Source organism: Variovorax sp. Soil_C_19, assembly GCF_057657255.1.
The window spans coordinates 31,891-49,800 of the sequence record NZ_JBDGIV010000015.1 but is presented as its reverse complement, the minus strand read 5'-3'; the positions used below and the strand labels follow the sequence as shown (position 1 = coordinate 49,800).

Annotated in this window: 17 protein-coding genes and 2 tRNA genes; 11 read left to right on the top strand and 8 right to left on the bottom strand. The window is 67.5% G+C overall.

What is annotated here, in order from left to right; all coding sequences use genetic code 11:
• Positions 1 to 46 precede the first annotated feature (46 nt).
• The 4 genes from AC3A6R_RS22795 to AC3A6R_RS22780 all read left to right on the top strand — a co-directional run bounded on the left by AC3A6R_RS22795 (position 47) and on the right by AC3A6R_RS22780 (position 4,173).
• Positions 47 to 961 carry a YicC/YloC family endoribonuclease gene (locus tag AC3A6R_RS22795; protein ID WP_487862725.1) on the top strand — a complete coding sequence of 305 codons (915 nt, stop codon included), beginning with the start codon at positions 47 to 49 and terminating at the stop codon, positions 959 to 961.
• Between the two features lie 8 nt (positions 962 to 969).
• Positions 970 to 1,590: a guanylate kinase gene (gene gmk / locus AC3A6R_RS22790; RefSeq protein WP_487865701.1), complete on the top strand. Its 621-nt coding sequence runs from the start codon at positions 970 to 972 to the stop codon at positions 1,588 to 1,590.
• Between the two features lie 30 nt (positions 1,591 to 1,620).
• Entirely contained in the window at positions 1,621 to 1,824 is a 204-nt protein-coding gene (rpoZ, locus tag AC3A6R_RS22785) for a DNA-directed RNA polymerase subunit omega (protein ID WP_280813669.1), read from the top strand.
• Positions 1,825 to 1,917: 93 nt separating this feature from the next.
• Positions 1,918 to 4,173 (top strand): RelA/SpoT family protein, encoded by a 2,256-nt coding sequence (locus tag AC3A6R_RS22780; protein WP_487865663.1) that lies wholly within the window; start codon positions 1,918 to 1,920, stop codon positions 4,171 to 4,173.
• Between the two features lie 19 nt (positions 4,174 to 4,192).
• Here AC3A6R_RS22780 and greB read toward each other — a convergent pair whose 3' ends face one another.
• Positions 4,193 to 4,774 carry a transcription elongation factor GreB gene (greB, locus tag AC3A6R_RS22775; protein ID WP_487862727.1) on the bottom strand — a complete coding sequence of 194 codons (582 nt, stop codon included), beginning with the start codon at positions 4,772 to 4,774 and terminating at the stop codon, positions 4,193 to 4,195.
• Between the two features lie 66 nt (positions 4,775 to 4,840).
• Positions 4,841 to 5,299 (bottom strand): hypothetical protein, encoded by a 459-nt coding sequence (locus AC3A6R_RS22770; RefSeq protein WP_487862728.1) that lies wholly within the window; start codon positions 5,297 to 5,299, stop codon positions 4,841 to 4,843.
• Between the two features lie 221 nt (positions 5,300 to 5,520).
• Between AC3A6R_RS22770 and AC3A6R_RS22765 the strand changes: the two genes are divergently transcribed.
• Positions 5,521 to 5,796, top strand: a complete 276-nt coding sequence (locus AC3A6R_RS22765; RefSeq protein ID WP_487862729.1) for a hypothetical protein — start codon at positions 5,521 to 5,523, stop codon at positions 5,794 to 5,796.
• 63 nt (positions 5,797 to 5,859) lie between these two features.
• On the opposite strand, the gene AC3A6R_RS22760 is transcribed toward AC3A6R_RS22765, so the two are convergent.
• From AC3A6R_RS22760 to hrcA, 3 genes are all read right to left on the bottom strand, one after another.
• Positions 5,860 to 5,936, bottom strand: a tRNA-Arg gene (locus AC3A6R_RS22760).
• A gap of 62 nt (positions 5,937 to 5,998) precedes the next feature.
• Positions 5,999 to 6,075, bottom strand: a tRNA-Ile gene (locus AC3A6R_RS22755).
• 46 nt (positions 6,076 to 6,121) lie between these two features.
• Positions 6,122 to 7,129, bottom strand: a complete 1,008-nt coding sequence (gene hrcA, locus AC3A6R_RS22750; RefSeq protein ID WP_487862730.1) for a heat-inducible transcriptional repressor HrcA — start codon at positions 7,127 to 7,129, stop codon at positions 6,122 to 6,124.
• A gap of 28 nt (positions 7,130 to 7,157) precedes the next feature.
• Between hrcA and AC3A6R_RS22745 the strand changes: the two genes are divergently transcribed.
• From AC3A6R_RS22745 to rapZ, 3 genes are read left to right on the top strand one after another with little or no spacing between them, the layout of a single operon-like run.
• Positions 7,158 to 8,069: an NAD kinase gene (locus AC3A6R_RS22745; RefSeq protein WP_487862731.1), complete on the top strand. Its 912-nt coding sequence runs from the start codon at positions 7,158 to 7,160 to the stop codon at positions 8,067 to 8,069.
• Entirely contained in the window at positions 8,070 to 9,755 is a 1,686-nt protein-coding gene (gene recN / locus AC3A6R_RS22740; RefSeq protein WP_487865662.1) for a DNA repair protein RecN, read from the top strand. It begins immediately after the preceding gene.
• On the top strand, positions 9,752 to 10,627 hold the full coding sequence (gene rapZ, locus AC3A6R_RS22735) for an RNase adapter RapZ (RefSeq protein ID WP_487865661.1): 876 nt from the start codon (positions 9,752 to 9,754) through the stop codon (positions 10,625 to 10,627). Before recN ends, rapZ begins: the two co-directional genes overlap by 4 nt.
• Here rapZ and mutY read toward each other — a convergent pair.
• The 3 genes from mutY to mutM all read right to left on the bottom strand — a co-directional run bounded on the left by mutY (position 10,624) and on the right by mutM (position 14,575).
• A complete protein-coding gene (gene mutY, locus AC3A6R_RS22730) occupies positions 10,624 to 11,724 on the bottom strand; it encodes an A/G-specific adenine glycosylase (RefSeq protein ID WP_487865660.1) in 1,101 nt (366 codons plus the stop codon). The genes rapZ and mutY overlap by 4 nt on opposite strands.
• Positions 11,714 to 13,675 (bottom strand): dynamin family protein, encoded by a 1,962-nt coding sequence (locus AC3A6R_RS22725; protein WP_487865659.1) that lies wholly within the window; start codon positions 13,673 to 13,675, stop codon positions 11,714 to 11,716. The genes mutY and AC3A6R_RS22725 overlap by 11 nt, the downstream gene beginning before the upstream one ends.
• An 87-nt stretch (positions 13,676 to 13,762) precedes the next feature.
• A complete protein-coding gene (gene mutM, locus AC3A6R_RS22720) occupies positions 13,763 to 14,575 on the bottom strand; it encodes a bifunctional DNA-formamidopyrimidine glycosylase/DNA-(apurinic or apyrimidinic site) lyase (protein WP_487862736.1) in 813 nt (270 codons plus the stop codon).
• 71 nt (positions 14,576 to 14,646) lie between these two features.
• Between mutM and AC3A6R_RS22715 the strand changes: the two genes are divergently transcribed.
• Genes AC3A6R_RS22715 through ispE form a run of 3 tightly spaced genes read left to right on the top strand, consistent with a single transcriptional unit; the run spans position 14,647 to position 17,884 of the window.
• Positions 14,647 to 16,485, top strand: coding sequence for a tetratricopeptide repeat protein (locus AC3A6R_RS22715; RefSeq protein ID WP_487865658.1), 1,839 nt, complete (start codon positions 14,647 to 14,649; stop codon positions 16,483 to 16,485).
• Between the two features lie 5 nt (positions 16,486 to 16,490).
• Positions 16,491 to 16,994 (top strand): lipoprotein insertase outer membrane protein LolB, encoded by a 504-nt coding sequence (locus tag AC3A6R_RS22710; RefSeq protein WP_487865657.1) that lies wholly within the window; start codon positions 16,491 to 16,493, stop codon positions 16,992 to 16,994.
• Positions 16,991 to 17,884, top strand: a complete 894-nt coding sequence (ispE, locus tag AC3A6R_RS22705; RefSeq protein WP_487865656.1) for a 4-(cytidine 5'-diphospho)-2-C-methyl-D-erythritol kinase — start codon at positions 16,991 to 16,993, stop codon at positions 17,882 to 17,884. Before AC3A6R_RS22710 ends, ispE begins: the two co-directional genes overlap by 4 nt.
• The last annotated feature ends 26 nt before the right edge of the window (positions 17,885 to 17,910 follow it).

Below are 17,910 nucleotides of genomic sequence, written 5' to 3'. Positions count from 1 at the left end.
CGTGCCGACGCCTCGGTGCTTGCAAGCAAAACCACAGTGAGGCGCAATGCCAGTTTACAGCATGACCGGCTATGCCAGCGGCCAAAACGGGACCGCCGGCAGCCACTCCGGAGCCGAAGCGGGGCCTGGTGCCGCGGGGCGGCTCGGGGTCGAAATCCGCTCGGTCAACAGCCGCTTCCTCGACCTCAGCTTCAAGCTGCCCGAGGAACTGCGGCAACATGAAACCGCGCTGCGCGAGCTGCTCACGGGCAAGCTCAAGCGCGGCAAGGTCGAAGTGCGCGCGGCGATCGAAAGCAACGCCCAGGCGGGCGTCGTCGAACCCTCGGTGAAGCTGCTTCAGCGGCTCAACGGCGTGCAGGACGGCATCCGGGCCTGGCTGCCCGGCGCGCGCGAACTCAGCGTGGCCGACGTGCTGCGGCTGGCGGGCGGCGATGGTGCCACGCGCGGCGACTGGGGGCCCGACCTGCTCACGGTGGCCGGCAAGGCGCTCGAGGCACTCATGTCGGCCCGCCAGCGCGAAGGCACCCGCCTCGCGAAGATGCTCGAGGCCCATCTGGCGCAGCTGCGCACGCTGGTCGAGCAGGCCGGGCCGCTGGTGCCGCAACTGGTCGAGCAGCAGCGCACGCGCTTTCTCGAGCGCTGGCAGGAAGCGATGGGCCTGACCGGTGGCACCCTGCCCGAAGCCGCCCAGGACCGCGCGCTGACCGAGGCGACCGCATTCGCGATCCGCATCGACGTGGCGGAAGAGCTCACGCGGCTCAATTCGCACCTCGACGAGATCGAGCGCCTGCTCAAGAAAGGCGGCGAGGTCGGCAAGCGGCTCGACTTCCTGATCCAGGAGCTGCACCGCGAGGCCAATACACTGGGCTCCAAGTCGGCGGCGCTGGAGCTCACGCGCATCGGCGTGGACATGAAGGTGCTGATCGAGCAGATGCGCGAACAGGTACAGAACATCGAATGAACGAGCCCATGGACTACCCAGGCAACATCTTTGTGGTGGCGGCACCGAGCGGTGCCGGCAAATCGAGCCTGGTGAAGGCGCTCATGGAGCTCGATTCGGCCGTCCAGCCCTCGGTCTCGCACACCACCCGGTCGCCACGCGGCCAGGAAAAGCACGGCCGCGAGTACTTTTTCGTGTCGCCCGCCGAATTCGACGCCATGGTCGCGACCGACGGCTTCGTGGAATGGGCCCATGTGCACGGCCAGCGCTACGGCACGTCCAAGAAAGCCATCGAGGAGCGGATTGCCCAGGGAGCCGACGTGATCCTCGAGATCGACTTCCAGGGCGCGCTGCAGATCCGCCAGACCTTCGCCAACGCGGTGATGATCTTCATCCTGCCGCCGAGCTGGGAAGAACTGCGCTCGCGGCTCGAACGCCGTGGCGAGGACAGCGCGGCCGTCATCGAACTGCGCCTGCGCAATGCCGCCGAAGAGATGGCCCGGGCCGGGGAATTCGACTTCGTTATAATCAACGAGTTATTCGAGCGCGCGCTATTCGATCTCAAGGCGATCGTCCACGCGCAGCGGCTTCGGTATTCTGCGCAGCGCCGCGCACGTGCCGACACATTCGCCGCACTGAACATCCCTTGATTCCTGTCTGCTCACCGACCGAAAGACCACATGGCCCGCATCACCGTCGAAGACTGCCTGACCCAGATTCCCAACCGTTTCCAGCTGGTCCTGGCCGCCACCTACCGCGCACGCATGCTGAGCCAGGGTCACGCGCCCAAGATCGAGAGCAAGAACAAGCCCGCCGTGACCGCCCTGCGCGAGATCGCCGAAGGCAAGATCGGCCTCGAGATGCTCAAGAAAGTGCCGGGCTGATCTGACGCAGACCCGCAACGAAAAGGCACCGCTTGGCGGTGCTTTTTTTACGTCTGGACGCGTCCATACAGCGGTCACGCTAAAGTGATAGGCATGAGCGCGGTCGCCAAAAGTCAGTCCCATGCCCCGACGGGCATGCCGAAGCCGAGTCCCGCGGCGCTGAATGCGGCTGCCGCGAGCTTTGCCGCGCTGACCGCCAGGCTCGACTACCTGAGCCCCGAAGACACCGAACTGGTTCGCCGCGCCTACCGCTTTGCCGACGAGGCCCACCTGGGCCAGTTGCGCAACAGCGGCGAACCGTACATCACCCACCCGATCGCCGTGGCGGCGCAATGCGCCGAATGGAAGCTCGACGCACAGGCGCTCATGGCCGCCCTGCTGCACGACGCCATCGAGGACTGCGGCGTCACCAAGCCCGAACTGATCGAGCGCTTCGGCGCCCCCGTGGCCGAACTGGTCGATGGCCTGACCAAGCTCGACAAGTTGCAGTTCAACACCCGCGAGGAGAACCAGGCCGAGTCGTTCCGCAAGATGCTGCTGGCCATGGCGCGAGATGTGCGGGTCATCCTGGTCAAGCTGGCCGACCGCACGCACAACATGCGCACGCTGGCCGACGCACCGCGCGAGAAGTGGGCCCGCATCTCGCGCGAGACGCTCGAGATCTATGCGCCCATCGCGCACCGGCTGGGCCTGAACCAGACCTACCGCGAGCTGCAGGAACTGTCGTTCCGCCACCTCAAGCCCTGGCGCTACGCCACGCTGTCCAAGGCTGTGGCCAAGGCACGCGGGCGCCGGCGCGACCTGATCCAGAAGGTGCAGCGCGAGGTCGAGACCGCCTTCGGCAACGCCAACATGACGGTGCGCATCGCCGGACGCGAGAAAACGCTCTATTCCATCTACCGCAAGATGGAAGAAAAGCACCTGAGCTTCGCCCAGGTGACCGACATTTACGGCTTCCGCCTGATCGTGCCCAACGTGATCGCCTGCTACACCGGCCTGGGCATCCTGCATCAGATGTACAAGCCGTTGCCGGGCAAGTTCAAGGACCACATCGCGATCGCCAAACTCAACGGCTACCAGTCGCTGCACACCACGCTCGTCGGTCCGGCGGGCGTGAACGTCGAGTTCCAGCTGCGCACCGAAGCCATGCACGTGGTGGCCGAGTCGGGCGTGGCCGCGCACTGGCTCTACAAGGCCGCCGAGCCCAACGCGGCCAGCAACGACCGCCTCGGCACCAAGTGGCTGCAGTCGCTGCTCGACATCCAGGACGAAACCCGCGATGCCGCCGAGTTCTGGGACCACGTCAAGGTCGACCTGTTCCCCGACGCCGTCTACGTCTTCACGCCCAAGAGCCAGATCCTCGCGCTGCCGCGCGGCGCCACGGTGGTCGACTTCGCCTACGCCATCCACAGCAACATCGGCGACCACACCTCCGCGGCGCGCATCAACGGCGACCAGGTGCCGCTTCGCACCGAGCTCAAGAACGGCGATGTGGTCGAGGTGATCACCGCGCCGGTGTCGACGCCCAACCCCGCATGGCTCGGCTTCGTGCGCACGGGGCGCGCGCGCTCCAAGATCCGCCATTACCTGAAAACGCTCGCGCATGCCGAATCCGAAGGCCTGGGCGAGAAGCTGCTCGCGCAGGCGCTACGGGCCGAAGGCCTCAGCAAGCTGCCGGCCGACGATGCGGAGCACCAGGCGCTGTGGGAAAAGCTGCTGCGCTTCACGGGCAACCGCACGCGCGCCGAGTTGCTGACCGACATCGGCCTGGGCAAGCGCATCGCCAGCATTGTCGCCAAGCGGCTCGTGGCCATGCTGTCCGAGCTCGGCGAGCGCCCCGACGCCCTGCTGCTGAGCCGCGAGCGCTTCATCTCGCACGAAACCATTTCACAGGGCGCCGTCACGCTCGACGGCAGCGAGAATTCGTCGGTGCGCTTCGCGCTGTGCTGCCGGCCAATTCCGGGCGACGACATCGTCGGCTACCTGGGCCACGGCGAAGGCCTGGTCGTCCACACCGACGCCTGCGGCGTCGGCCAGCGACTGCGGCACAAGGACAGCGAGCGTTTCTTCGCGGTCGAGTGGTCCGACGAGCCCACCCGCGCCTTCGAGACCGGCGTGGTCATCACGGTGCGCAACGACAAGGGCGTGCTCGCGCGGGTGGCCGCCACGCTCGCCGATGCCGAGGCCGACATCACCCACGTCGAAATGGCCGACGAAACACCGCAGGACTCGACCGACCTGCGCTTCGTGATCGCGGTGCGCGACCGCACGCACCTCGACGCCGTGCTGCGCGCCGCGCGTCGCACGGCTTCGGTGCTGACCGCCTCGCGAACCGTTCCCGCGCCCTGAGAAAAAGACGCCTCCGACGCTACCGCGTTGCGGGGCCGGCACCCGGCGTGGGATAACTCACCGACAGCACTTCGACCTCGTGCGCACCGCCGGGCGTGACGAGCTTCACCACATCGCCTTCGCGAGACTTGAGCAAGGCCCGTGCGATCGGCGAGATCCAGCTGACTTGCGACTGGGCGCTGTCCGCTTCGTCGATGCCGAGGATCGTGACGCTGCGCTCGTCGCCGGTCTCGTCCACATAGCGCACCGTGGCGCCGAAGAAGACCTGGTCGCTGCCGTGGTGCACCGATGGGTCGGTCACTTCGGCGATCTCGAGGCGCTTGGAAAGGAAACGGATCCGGCGATCGATCTCGCGCAGGCGCTTCTTGCCGTAGAGGTAGTCACCGTTCTCGGAGCGGTCGCCGTTCTTCGCGGCCCAATGCACGGCCTCGACCACCTTCGGCCGCTCCTCGTCCATGAGCTGCAGCAGTTCCTCGCGCAAGCGGGCATAGCCGGCTGGCGTGATGTAGTTCTTGCTGCCGCTCGGCAACGCGGGCATGGCACCGTCGCCACCGTCCTCGTCGTCTTGGGCGTCGGTTTCCTTCGTGAATGCTTTGCTCAAGGCACAACCTCTGAATTCAACAAAAAATGCGGGCGCAACAACGCTGCCAGCCCATCCCGGATTGTCTCAACCCATGCCCGAACGCTTGCAGTCGAAGACCACGCCCGGCTCGACGCTGCGAAGCGCCGGCACCTTGTGGGCGAAGCTCACGACCGCGCCGATCAGCCGCCATTCGCTGGTCTTGAAGAGCCGGAACAGGCTCATGGCCTCGGCGCCCGCCGCCGGAATCGCATTGAAGACGTAGACCGGCTCGCCAGACTGGGTCTCGTCCATGCTCAGCAGGTCGCCGCGCATCTTGCCCATGGTCTCCGTGTCCTTCGTGCGCGCACGCACCACGTCCATGTTGACGGTGCGCGAATGCTCGTCGATCGAGATTCTCCGGACCGCATTGAAAGGCGCTCCTGCGCCGCTGCTCGCGGCACCCGGGACGCAGCTGATCTTTGCTGCCAAGGCCGGAGCGGCGGCCACACCGCACAGGAAGCACAGGAGGATCTGGCGCGCACGCCGGTTTCTCTGGAGGCCCATGTTCGCCTTGCCCTGAATCAATGAAATGTTCGACTTTAGCGCCGGGCAGCGCAGCGGGTGCCGAACAGCCTATGCCATGAGAACCAATGGTTACGGCGACGCAGAAGCATTAACATTTTCAGGAATACGTGAAAAAGTTCACAATCTTGCTTCGCCCGCCGAACTACGGCTGAGTTGGACGGGACGGAAGCTCTGAGCCCTAACGAACCTTGCGGGACGCAATGCTCAATCAGATCATTCACAACGCGACCATCACGCTCCAGTTGCCGTACGACACGAGCACCCGGGCCGAAGTTGCAGCGCTCAGGGCCGCCGGGATCCCCGTCGATGAGTCGGGCAACGCCACCTCGGGCTACCTGTTCGTGCGGACCACCGGGCGAGACGGCCAACGGACCAACACCTTCCGCTGGTTTGCGACGGGGATCGGCAGGAAGGCCGACGATGTCACGCTGCCGCCAGGCCTCAGGCCCGACCCGCAGCTGTCGTTCCTTTTCTGAACGCAGCCATGCGGCAGGCAAAAAAAAGCCAGGACGTTTTCACGTCCTGGCTTTTACAGAGAGTGGTGCGGCTGGCAGGAATTGAACCCACGACCCCTTGGTTCGTAGCCAAGTACTCTATCCAACTGAGCTACAGCCGCACAGCTTGCTAGTATAGCACGCATTTTTGGCCTCCCCTGGAGGAGCTCAAAAATGTTGCGAGTGGTAGGCCGTGATGGGCTTGAACCATCGACCAACGGATTATGAGTCCGCTGCTCTAACCAACTGAGCTAACGGCCCACGCGGCCACGATTCTATTCGCGGCCACCGCGGCGGCGCTCTTCTTCTACTTGCGGTGGCTCAGCGCATTGCTGACGAGCCGCGAGGTGATGTCCACGATCTGGATCATGCGTTCGTACGGCATGCGCGTCGGGCCGATGACGCCGAGCGTCCCCACGACCTGCCCGTCGACCTCGTAGTTGGCACTGACGATCGAGAGCTCCTCGATCGGCACGATATGGCTTTCGCCGCCTATGAAGATGCGCACGCCCTCGGCCTTGCTCGACACGTCGAGCAGGCGCATCAGCTGCGCCTTCTGCTCGAACAGCTCGAAAGCGCGCCGCAGCTGTCCCATGTCGCTCGAGAAATCGGACACCGAGAGCAGGTTGCGCTCGCCTGAGATCACCACGTCGTCTTCCTGGGCTTCGGTTAACACCTCGGAGCTGACCTTGACCGCCGCCTGCATCAGCGCCGCGATCTCGCCGCGCAGTTTCTCAACCTCGGATTGGAGCCGGTCGCGCACCTGCTCGATGGTCAGGCCCGCATAGTGGGCATTGATGTAGTTCGAGGCTTCGACCAGCTGGGACTGCGAATAGTCGGCCTCGGGCACGATCACGCGGTTCTGCACCTCGCCGTCGGGCGAGACGATGATCACGAGCAGTTGCCGTTCCGACAGCCGCAGAAACTCGATCTGCTTGAACACCGACGCGCGCCGCGGCGCCATGACCACGCCGACGAATTGCGAGAGGTTCGACAGCAGGCTCGCGGCGTTGGCGATCACCTTCTGGGGCTGGTCGGGCGCGAGGCTCGGCGCGTCCATCTTCTCGCGCTGGGCGGTCAGCATGGTGTCGACGAAAAGCCGGTAGCCGCGGGCGGTGGGTATCCGGCCGGCGGAGGTGTGCGGACTCGCGATGAGCCCCAGCGCCTCGAGGTCCGACATGACGTTGCGGATGGTCGCCGGCGAGAGATCGAGCCCCGACGAACGTGACAAAGTCCGCGACCCGACCGGTTGGCCTTCGGCGATGTAGCGCTCTACCAGCGTCTTGAGCAGCAACTTGGCGCGGTCGTCCAGCATTGCAAGATTTTAGTGTTGTAATTTGTAGATGACTTCCCGCTTTCGTCACGTCGCATTGATCGGCAAGTACCAGGCTTCCGGTGCCAGGGCACAGGCCGATGCGCGCGATGGCGTGATGGAAGATATCGGCGCTTTCCTGGAATCGCAAGGATGCACCGTGTTCGTCGAGAAATCGGCGGCCGAAGAAGCCGGGTCGGAGGCCCGGGTCGGCGGCCGCTACGAGCCGCTGAGCGTCGAGGAGATCGGGCAGCGCTGCGACCTCGGCCTGGTGGTGGGCGGCGACGGCACCATGCTGGGCATCGGCAGGCAGCTCGGCTGCTACGGCATTCCGCTGATCGGCATCAACCGCGGCCGGCTCGGCTTCATCACCGACATCCCGCTCGACAACTACCAGGCCACGCTGATTCCGATGCTCGCGGGCGAGTACGAGGAAGACCACCGCAGCCTCATGCATGCGCACGTCATGCGCGACGGCGCCTCGGTGTTCGAGGCGCTGGCCATGAACGACGTGGTGGTCAACCGCGGCGCCACCTCGGGCATGGTCGAACTGCGCGTGTCGGTCGGCCGGCATTTCGTGGCCAACCAGCGCGCCGACGGCCTGATCATCGCCACGCCCACGGGGTCAACGGCGTACGCGCTCTCGGCCGGCGGCCCGCTGTTGCATCCCGCGGTACCGGGCTGGGTGCTGGTGCCGATCGCGCCGCACACGCTGTCGAACCGGCCGGTGCTGCTGCCGGACGCCGACGAGATCGTGATCGAGCTCGTGTCGGGCCGCGACGCGAGCGCCAATTTCGACATGCAGTCGCTCGCATCCCTCGCGATCGGCGACCGCGTGGTTGTCCGCCGCTCCGACTACCGGGTGCGCTTCCTGCACCCGCGGGGCTGGAGCTATTTCGACACGCTGCGCAAGAAACTGCATTGGAACGAAGGGGGCTCCTGAATGGCGCTGCGACGCATCGCCCTGCGCGACTTCGTGATCGTGCGATCACTCGAACTCGACCTGTCGTCGGGTTTCACGGTGCTGACGGGTGAAACTGGCGCCGGCAAATCGATACTGATCGACGCCCTTCAGCTCGCACTCGGCAACCGCGCCGACGCGGGCGCGGTGCGCGAGGGCGCCGAACGGCTCGACGTGAGCGCCGAGTTCGATCCCGATCCGGCTTTCGACGCCTGGCTCGACGAGGGCGGATTCGAATCGGGCGACGCCCTGCTGCTGCGCCGCACGGTCGACCTGCAGGGCCGCAGCCGCGGCTGGATCAACGGCAGCCCGGCCACGGCCACGCAGCTGCGCGAACTCGGCGACCGGCTGCTCGACATCCACGGCCAGCATGCCTGGCAGAGCCTGACGCGGCCCGACGCGGTGCGCGGCCTGCTCGACGCCTATGCCGGCGCGCGCACCGACGCACTCGACGCCGCCTGGCAGGCCTGGCGCCAGGCGCTTTCGGCGCTCGACCATGCGCGCTCGGCACAGGATTCCCTGCAGCGCGAGCGCGAGCGGCTGCAGTGGCAGATCGCCGAAGTGGCGAAGCTGGCACCGGCCGAGGGCGAGTGGGAAGAGCTGTCGACCAACCACGCGCGCATCTCCAATGCACAAGCGCTCATCGATGCAGCGCAGGGCGCCAGCCAGGCGCTTGAAGATGACGACGGCGGCGCGCTCGCCGCGCTGTCGCGCGCGGTGACGCTGCTGCAGAACTGCGCGCACATCGAGCCCCAATTCCAGGCGCTCGGCGAGGTGCTCGCGTCGAGCGTGGCGCAGGCGTCCGATGCCGCCCATTCGCTGCACGGCTACCTGCGCAATGCCGAGGTCGACCCGCAGCGCCTTGCCGAACTCGACGAGCGCATGGGCCTGTGGATGTCGCTCGCGCGCCGCTACAAGCGCACGCCCGACGACCTTCCGGCGCTGCTGGCGGGCTGGCAGGCCGAGCTGCAGGCGCTCGATGCGCAAAGCGATCTCGACGGCCTCGAGCGCGCCGAGCAGGCCGCGCAGCAGGCCTACATGAAGGAAGCCAAGGCGCTTGCCAAGGCCCGCAAGCAGGCGGCACCGCGGCTTTCCGACGCCGTCACGCAGGCGATGCAGGGGCTCGGCATGCAGGGCGGCCGCTTCGAGGTCGCGCTGCAGCCACTCGCACAGCCCGGTCGCGCGGGGCTCGAAGAAGTCGCCTTTCTTGTGAGCGGCCATCCCGGCAGCACGCCGCGTCCGATCGGCAAGGTCGCCTCGGGCGGCGAACTCTCGCGCATCGCGCTGGCCATTGCCGTCACCACCAGCCAGCTCGGCGGCGCGCAGACGCTGATCTTCGACGAGGTCGATGCCGGCGTCGGCGGCGCGGTCGCCGAAACGGTCGGTCGACTCATGAACCAGCTCGGGCGCGACCGCCAGGTGCTGGCAGTCACCCACCTGCCGCAGGTCGCGGCCTGCGCCGACCACCACCTGGTGGTGGCCAAGCGCCAGGTGGCGGGCGGCGGCACCGAACCCGGCCCACGCACCGAGAGCGGCGTCTCGCGGCTCGACGACGACAGCCGCGCACGCGAGATCGCGCGCATGCTCGGCGGCGAGAAGATGTCGCAAACCTCGCTCGCGCATGCCCGCGAGATGCTGGGCCACAAGACCTCGGCGGCGGTGCCATGAACCTCGACCTGGTGCTCATCACCGGCATGTCGGGGTCGGGCAAGTCGGTCGCGCTGCATGCGCTCGAAGACGCGGGCTACTACTGCGTCGACAACCTGCCGCCCGAACTGCTGACGCCCTTCATCGCACTGCAGCACGAGCAACAGGCCACGCGCGTGGCGATCGCCATGGACGTGCGCAGCGGCGTCTCGCTGCCAATCGTGCCGCAGCAGCTCGAGGCGCTGCGAAACGATGGCGTTTCGCTGCGTTCGCTGTTCCTCGACGCCACCACCGACGCGCTGCTGCGCCGCTATTCGGAAACCCGCCGGCGCCACCCGCTTTCGCGCCAGGAGCCCCGCACCAACCTGCCGGAGCAGGAGCGCGTGCTGACACAGGCCATCGAGCTCGAGCGCGAGTTGCTGGCCGACCTGCGCGACGGGGCCGACGTGATCGACACCAGCCTGATCCGGCCGGCCCAGTTGCAGAGCTATATCAAGGCCCTGATCTCGGCGCCGGAGAGCGCGCTGACGCTGGTGTTTGAATCGTTCGCCTTCAAGCGCGGCGTGCCGCTGGACGCCGACTTCGTGTTCGACGTGCGCATGCTGCCCAATCCGCACTACGTGCCCACGCTGCGCCCGCTCACGGGCCGCGACACGCCGGTGATCGACTGGCTGCGCGAGCACGACGACGTGGCGCGCATGTACGACGACATCGAGCAGTTTCTCTCGCGCTGGCTCGATGCGATGGCGCGCGATCACCGCAGCTATGTGACGATCGCGATCGGCTGCACCGGCGGCCAGCACCGCTCGGTGTTCCTGGTCGAGCAGCTGGCGCGCGCTTTCGGAGCGCGCTGGGGCGCACTCAAGCGCCATCGCGAACTCGACGCGGTCTAAACCAGCGAGGGCTGGCCCGCTTGCGCTTGCAGCAGCAGCTTGCGCACCGGCGCCGGCAGCCCGAGCCCGGTCCATTCGGCGGCGTCCACCCAGCGCGCGGCGTCGCCCATGGGCTGCGCGCCCTGCAGCAGCACCGGATGCAGGTGCAGGTCCTTGTGGGTGAGCACATGCACGAAGGGCGCCAGGTCTTCGGCCTGGCCCCAGGCCGATTCGGGCAGCGCCGCGAGCAGCGCTTCGCGACTGTCGAACACCGGCAGGCAGAAGAGGCCGGCCCAGATGCCTTTCGCCGGCCGCTTCTCGAGCCAGACGCGATCTTCGGCATCGCGTGCGAGCAGCACCCAAAGCGCCTGCGCGCTGCGCTTGAGCTTGCGGGTCTTGACGGGATAGCGCTCCGGCTCGCCTTCGCGGCGCGCAACGCAGTCGCCATTCACCGGGCAAATCATGCAACACGGCTTGCGCGGCAGGCAGACCGTGGCGCCCAGGTCCATCAGCCCCTGCGTATAGCCCGCGATCGCTTCCGTCTCTTCCGCCGGTGGCAGCAGTTGTGTGGCTAGCGCCCAGAGTGCACGCTCCTGGGCGGCCGACGACAGGTCGCCGCCGAAGCCGAGCACGCGCGTCAGCACGCGCTTGACGTTGCCATCGAGGATCGCGACGCGTTCGCCGTAGCAGAAGGCCGCGATGGCCGCGGCGGTGGAGCGGCCGATGCCGGGCAGGGTCATGAGTTCGGCGGCGGTACGCGGAAACTCGCCGCCGCAGCGCGCCACCACCTCCTGCGCGCAGCGGTGCATGTTGCGTGCGCGGCTGTAATAGCCCAGGCCGCTCCAAAGCCCGAAGACCTCGTCCTCGGTGCCTGCGGCAAGCTCGCGCACGCTCGGAAACCGCGCGAGAAAACGCGCGAAGTAGCCGAGCACCGTCGACACCTGCGTCTGCTGGAGCATCACCTCCGACAGCCAGACGCGGTAGGGATCGCGCGTGTTCTGCCAGGGCAGCTCGCTGCGGCCGTGGCTGCGCTGCCAGGCCACGATGCGCGCGGCGAAATCGGGTGGAAGCCGCTGCAGCGGCACCGCGCCGCCGCCCCGCTCGCGTTCAGGCCGCACGCAGTTCGCCGACAGGCGCCGGCACGGCAGGCCTTGCCTGTTGCGTGACCATCGAGGTGAATTCATGCAACCGCTGCTGCAGCTCGGTCAATCCGCGCTCCTGCGCGGCAAGTTCGAGCAGCCGCTCGTCGAGGCTGCCGGCCGCATTCTGGATGCGCTCGATGGCTTCGATGCGCTTGCGGAAGTTGCGGCGGCGCTCCCGCAGCTGCGCGTCGATCTGGGCGCTCGCGCCCTTGCTCCAGCGCTCGACCTCGGCCATCGCCGCCTCGTTGACGAGCCGCAGCCGGCTGGCGAGTGCACGCACCAGCTTGTCGCAGAAGTCGGCCTGCGCGAGCTTCAACAGGTTGCCCACGCCCAGGTAGTGCACATGGCTGCGCTCGATCTGGCTCAGCTCCTGCTCGAAGCCGGAGAGGTCGGGCTCGGCCGGCGCCTGCAGCGCAAAGCCCTGCTCGGCATTGAGCTGGCGGAAGGTGGCGTGGAGCATCGACTGGATCTCGGCCGTGGTGGCTTGCACCTCGCGCAGGTTGTTGCGCAGCGCGTCGAAGGTTTCGCCATACACCTTGCGCACGTTGAGCTTGACGCCCGAGCCCCTGAGCGCGGCCGAGAGCCGCACCATGTCGGCCTTGAGCGCGGTGCGGCCGAGCACCGCATACACCTCGCGCAGCAGCTTGCCCTGCACCGAACGCAACGCGAGGATGCGCGTGTGGCTGCCCTCGAAATCGGCCTGCTCCTGGTCGATGCGCGCACGCATGTGGCGGATCACCGAGACGTTCTTGCCGCGCAGGCCCTGCAGTTCGAGCGCCTGCTCCGACAGGTCGCGCTGGCGCACCTTCAGGATGCGCTCGGCCTCGGTGCGCAATGCCACCATGCCGCCATCGACCGCGAGCCGCAGCATGGTCTCGCGCCGGCCGAGCACGCCTTCGCCGAGCAGCGTCTCGAGCGCCGGCAGGCGGCTTGCGCCGAGCAGCCGCGCATCGCGCTGGATCTTGGCCTGCAGGCCCTTCTGTGCCGACACCGGCAGCACCTGCGCCAGCGGCACCTCGAGGAATTTGGCCGCGACTTCGCGCTGCCGCTCGATCTGCATCTCGATCTGCGCGGGCGTACTCAGCGCGTCCCACAGCGTGTCGATCTTGTTGAGCACCACGAATCGCGTGTCGCTGCCTTCGTTTTCGGTGACCAGGTGTTCGCGCCAGATGGCAAGGTCGGACCGCGTCACGCCGGTCTCGGCGCCGAGGATGAAGACCACCGCATGCGCCTGCGGAATCAGGCTGACCGTGAGTTCGGGTTCGGCGCCGATCGCATTCAGGCCCGGGGTATCGAGGATCACCAGCCCCTGCTCGAGCAGCGGATGCGGCATGTTCAGGATGGCGTGGCGCCAGCGCGGAATCTCGACCCGGCCTTCGGCGTCCTGCACCGGGTTGTCGTCGGGCGTCTCGTCGCTCCAGAAGCCCAGCGCGCGAGCCTCGTCCTTGACGACCCAGCGCACCTCGGCCACCTTGCCCATGGCCTGCGCCAGCTGGTCGGCATCGCCCATGTCGATCGCGATCTCGTTCCAGCGTGCCGGCTTCTCGCGCCAATGCGTGAGCGAGTGGGGCTCGAGGCGGGTTTCGATCGGAAGCAGCCGCAGCTTGGGCGCCACCGCGGCGTCGTAGCCGAGCTCGGTCGGGCACATGGTCGTGCGGCCGGCGCTCGCCGGCATGATGCGGCGGCCGTAGCCCGCAAAGAAGATCGCGTTGATGAGCTCCGACTTGCCGCGCGAGAACTCCGCGACGAAGGCCACCATCACCTTGCTGGTGCGGATCTGCAGCTCGAGCCCGCGCAGGCGCTCGGCCACGGCTTGGTCGAGCAGCTCGTTCTCGTTCAACCAGCGCGACAGCCACTGGAGGCGATGCGCAAAATTGCTCCGCCAGGCACCGTGCTGGTCGAGTTGTTGATTGAAAGAGCGGCTCAAGGGGAAATGTAAAAGATTATTTACAAATATAGCACCGCAGGTCACCACGTGCCGCCGACAAGGCCGCCAGGAACTGCACCGAAGGCCCTATTTCTGGCACTTCGGACAATAGTAAGTGGAACGCTGCCCCTGGCGCAGTTGCCGGATCGGCGTTGCACAGACCCGACATGGCTCGCCCGCCCTTCCGTAGACCGCGGCCTCGAGCTGGAAGTAGCCGTTCTGTCCGTCCACGTTCGAAAAATCGCGCAGCGTGCTGCCGCCCTTCTCGACCGCCCTCGCGAGGATCTCGCGCACCGCGGCATGGAGGCGGGCCGCCCTCGGCCGGCTGATGCGCTCGGCCGGCAAAGTCGGCCGGATGCCGGCCTGGAACAGCGCCTCCGACGCATAGATGTTGCCGACGCCGACCACCACGTCGCCCGCGAGCAGCACCTGCTTCACCGCGGTGCGCCGCTTGCGCAGCCCGGCGTGAAAGGCATCGAGATCGAAGGCATCGCCCAGCGGCTCCATGCCGAGCCCGCCGAGCAGCTTGACGGCCCAGGGCGCGGCCTCGTCCTCGACGTACACCACCGCACCGAACCGGCGCGGATCGTTGAGCCGCAGGGTGCCGCGGTCGGTGACGAGATCGAAGTGGTCGTGTGCGCCGGGCGAAGGCAGCACCGCATCGAAGCGCAGGCTGCCCGACATGCCCAGGTGCAGCAGCAGCAGGCCGCGGTCCAGGTCGACCAGCAGGTATTTGCCACGCCGGCGCACCGCGAGCACCTGGCGCCCGATCAGCGTGCCGGGCTCGACCATCAGCGCCCAACGCAGCGGCTTGCCGATGCGCACCGCATCGATGCGCGCGCCGGCAATGCGCTCGGCGAATCCGCGCCGGGTCACTTCGACTTCGGGAAGCTCTGGCATGAAATGAAGACTCCGGGCTTCGACGAAGCCCCACGCGATGCTCGCTCAAAAGCTTGGATTATTATGGTTCGATGATTCCATCGCCCCGCCGACACCGCCTTGCGGCGGCCGCATCTCTCGTGCTGTTGGCATGTGCCGTCCAGGCGCAAACCTCCGATCCCGCCGCGCCCGACAGCCCCGCGCCCATCATCGAACGGCCCATGCCGTCGCCGGCAAGTCCGGCCACGCGGCCCGCCACTGCCAAGCCCGCCAGCGAAGCCGCCGCTGCACAGCCTTCTGCGCTGACGGCCGAGCTGTTCTACGAGATCCTGATGGGCGAAATGACCGCGCGCAGCGGCGACCCGGGCTCGGGCTATGCGCTGGTGCTCGATGCGGCCAGGCGGCTGCGCGACGGCAAGCTGTTCCAGCGTGCGGTGGAAATCGCGCTGCAGTCGCGCTCGGGCGATGCGGCGCTTGCGGCCGCGCGCGCATGGCAGGAGGCGCTGCCGAATTCGCGCGATGCGCGCCGCATCGAACTGCAGATCCTGATCGCGCTCAATCGCATTGAGGAAAGCGTCGAGCCGCTGCGCGCAGAGGTCGCCGCCACGCCGCAGATCGAACGGCCGCTGCTGATGGCGGTGATCGTTCGCAATTACGCGCGTTCGCCCGACAAGAAGCTGGCCGCCTCGGTGGTCGAGCGGGCGCTGGCCGACGACCTCCGGAACCCCTCCACCGCCGGACTCGCATGGGCCACGGTCGGCCGGTTGCGCCTGAATGCCGGCGATCCGTCGGGCGCGCTCGAGGCCGCGTTCAGGGGCCAGGAGATCGCCCCCGCCTCCGACGCGCCGCCCGCGCTTGCGCTCGAATTGATCGGCCCGGGCCAACCGCTCGCGGAGCCGATCGTCACGCGCCACCTCGCGAACAACCCCAAGGCCTCGCCCGAGCTTCGCATCGCCTATGCGCGCGTGCTGGTCGAGAACCGGCGCTACACCGACGCCACCGCGCAATTGCAGGCGCTGACCTCGGCGCGGCCCGAGCTGGCCGAGCCTTGGCTGCTGCTCGGCAGCCTGCAGGCCCAGGCGCGGCAGGACGCGGCGGCCGAGACCTCGCTGAAGCGCTATGTCGAGCTCTCGGCAAGCCAGAAGGAAGAAGACGAACGCCAGCGCGGCACGACGCAGGCCTACCTCGTTCTCTCGCAGCTGGCCGAGCGGCGCAAGGATTTCAACGGCGCCGAACACTGGCTCTCGCGCATCGAAAGCACCGAAGACCTCACGATCGCGCAGACGCGCCGTGCCGGCCTTCTCGCGCGCCAGGGCAAGCTGCCGCAGGCCCGCGAGATCATTCGCGCCCTGCCCGAGCGCAATGCCGACGAAAAAAAGCAGAAGCTCCTCGCCGAAGTGCAGCTGCTGCGCGAGGCCAAGCAATACCAGGCCGCCTACGACCTGCTCGTCCAGGCCGCCGCCGCAGCGCCCCAGGACAACGACCTTGTCTACGACCAGGCCATGATCGCCGAGAAGCTCAACCGCCTCGACGAGATGGAGCGCCTGCTGCGCCGGCTCATCGAACTCAAGCCCGACAACCAGAATGCGTACAACGCGCTCGGCTACTCGTTCGCCGATCGCAATATCCGCCTCGATGAGGCGCGCACGCTGATCCAGAAGGCAGTGCAGCTCGCGCCCGAGGATCCGTTCATCGCCGACAGCCTGGGCTGGGTCGAATTCAGGCTCGGCAACACCGCCGAGGCACTGCGCATCCTCGAAGCGGCCTACAAGACCCGGCCCGATCCCGAGATCGGCGCGCATTTCGGCGAAGTGCTGTGGACCGCCGGCCAGAAGGACCGCGCCGTCACGATCTGGAAGGAAGCCCTGCTGAGCGACGCCGAGAACGAGACGCTGCAGGAAACGCTCAAGCGCCTCCGGGTCAAGCCGTGAACACGATGGCGACCGACCCCGGGCGCCGGGGCCTGCTGGCGGCGGGCGCCGCGGCGCTGCTGGTGGCGAGCGGCTGCGCGCAGCTGCCCGGCCAGCGCACTCCGCAGGGTTCGGATTCGTGGAGCGGGCGCATGTCGCTGCGCATCGACACCCAGCCGGTCCAGACCTTCTCGGCCCTGTTCGACTTGCGCGGCTCGCCCGAAGCCGGCGAGCTCTCGCTCACCAGCCCGATCGGCAGCACGCTGGCCCAGTTGCACTGGGCACCGGGCGAGGCCCTGCTCAAGAACGGCAGCGAGGTCCGGCGCTTCGACTCGGTCGATGCGTTGATCGAGGCGGCCACCGGCGCGGCCATCCCGGTGGGCGCGCTGTTCGCCTGGCTCGCGGGCCGCAACGAGCCGGTGCCGGGCTGGCGCGCCGACCTCTCCCAGGTCGCGAACGGTCGCCTGCAGGCCACGCGCGAAGCACCGGGTCCCACGGCCGACCTGCGCATCGTATTCGAGCGGTCATGAAGGCGATCTACGACCTTCCCGCGCCGGCCAAGCTCAACCTCTTCCTGCACATCACCGGCCGGCGCGATGACGGCTATCACCTGCTGCAGTCGGTCTTCATGCTGATCGACTGGTGCGACACGCTCCACGTCGAGTTGCGCCGCGACGGCCAGCTCAGCCGCGAAGACCTGACGACCGCGCTGCCGCCCGACGACCTGGTACTGCGCGCGGCCCGGGCGCTCCAGGCCTATGCGCCGCCCGGCCTCGGTGCGCACATCGGCGTTGCCAAGTCGGTGCCCGCGCAGGCCGGCATGGGCGGCGGCTCCTCGGATGCCGCGACCTGCCTGCTGGCGCTGAACCGGCTCTGGCAGCTGGACCTTCCCCTGTCGCGGCTCGCCGAGATCGGCCTGGGCCTGGGGGCCGACGTGCCTTTCTTCCTGGGTGGGCGGAATGCCTGGGTCGAGGGAATCGGCGAACAGATTCGGCCCGTGTCGTTGCCCGCCGCGCGCTTCGCGGTGGCCAAGCCTCCCGAAGGACTCGACACCCGGTTAATTTTTTCTGCCCCCGATCTTCAACGCGCAACTCCTGTTGCTATAATCTCGGGCTTTGCTGCAGATAGCGAACAGCTTGAAGCTCCAGACCCTGATCACCGGCTCGGTGATGCGGTCTTCGACTTCGGCCACAACGACCTGCAGCCGGTTGCCCAGCGGCTTTGTCCCGCGGTTTCCGATGCCATCGAATGGCTCGGCACCCAAGGACTCCATGCCCGGATGACCGGCTCCGGAAGTTCGGTGTTCGCGAAAATGCCGCAAGCGCCGCACGAAGCGCAACTGGCCGAGGCCCCCACGGGCTGGCAGGTTCGTCAGTGCAGCAATCTGGCCGTTCACCCCCTCAAGGGATGGGCGACCTGAAAGATAATCGGATCTTCATCGGTCCG

Coding starts and splice junctions, on each gene's coding strand:
- rpoZ (WP_280813669.1), top strand. CDS start 1,621: ATGGCCCGCATCACCGTCGAAGACTGCCTGACCCAGATTCCCAACCGT.
- gmk (WP_487865701.1), top strand. CDS start 970: ATGGACTACCCAGGCAACATCTTTGTGGTGGCGGCACCGAGCGGTGCC.
- AC3A6R_RS22780 (WP_487865663.1), top strand. CDS start 1,918: ATGAGCGCGGTCGCCAAAAGTCAGTCCCATGCCCCGACGGGCATGCCG.
- AC3A6R_RS22765 (WP_487862729.1), top strand. CDS start 5,521: ATGCTCAATCAGATCATTCACAACGCGACCATCACGCTCCAGTTGCCG.
- recN (WP_487865662.1), top strand. CDS start 8,070: ATGGCGCTGCGACGCATCGCCCTGCGCGACTTCGTGATCGTGCGATCA.
- rapZ (WP_487865661.1), top strand. CDS start 9,752: ATGAACCTCGACCTGGTGCTCATCACCGGCATGTCGGGGTCGGGCAAG.
- ispE (WP_487865656.1), top strand. CDS start 16,991: ATGAAGGCGATCTACGACCTTCCCGCGCCGGCCAAGCTCAACCTCTTC.
- AC3A6R_RS22710 (WP_487865657.1), top strand. CDS start 16,491: ATGGCGACCGACCCCGGGCGCCGGGGCCTGCTGGCGGCGGGCGCCGCG.
- AC3A6R_RS22745 (WP_487862731.1), top strand. CDS start 7,158: ATGACTTCCCGCTTTCGTCACGTCGCATTGATCGGCAAGTACCAGGCT.
- AC3A6R_RS22770 (WP_487862728.1), bottom strand. CDS start 5,299: ATGGGCCTCCAGAGAAACCGGCGTGCGCGCCAGATCCTCCTGTGCTTC.
- AC3A6R_RS22795 (WP_487862725.1), top strand. CDS start 47: ATGCCAGTTTACAGCATGACCGGCTATGCCAGCGGCCAAAACGGGACC.
- hrcA (WP_487862730.1), bottom strand. CDS start 7,129: ATGCTGGACGACCGCGCCAAGTTGCTGCTCAAGACGCTGGTAGAGCGC.
- mutM (WP_487862736.1), bottom strand. CDS start 14,575: ATGCCAGAGCTTCCCGAAGTCGAAGTGACCCGGCGCGGATTCGCCGAG.
- AC3A6R_RS22715 (WP_487865658.1), top strand. CDS start 14,647: ATGATTCCATCGCCCCGCCGACACCGCCTTGCGGCGGCCGCATCTCTC.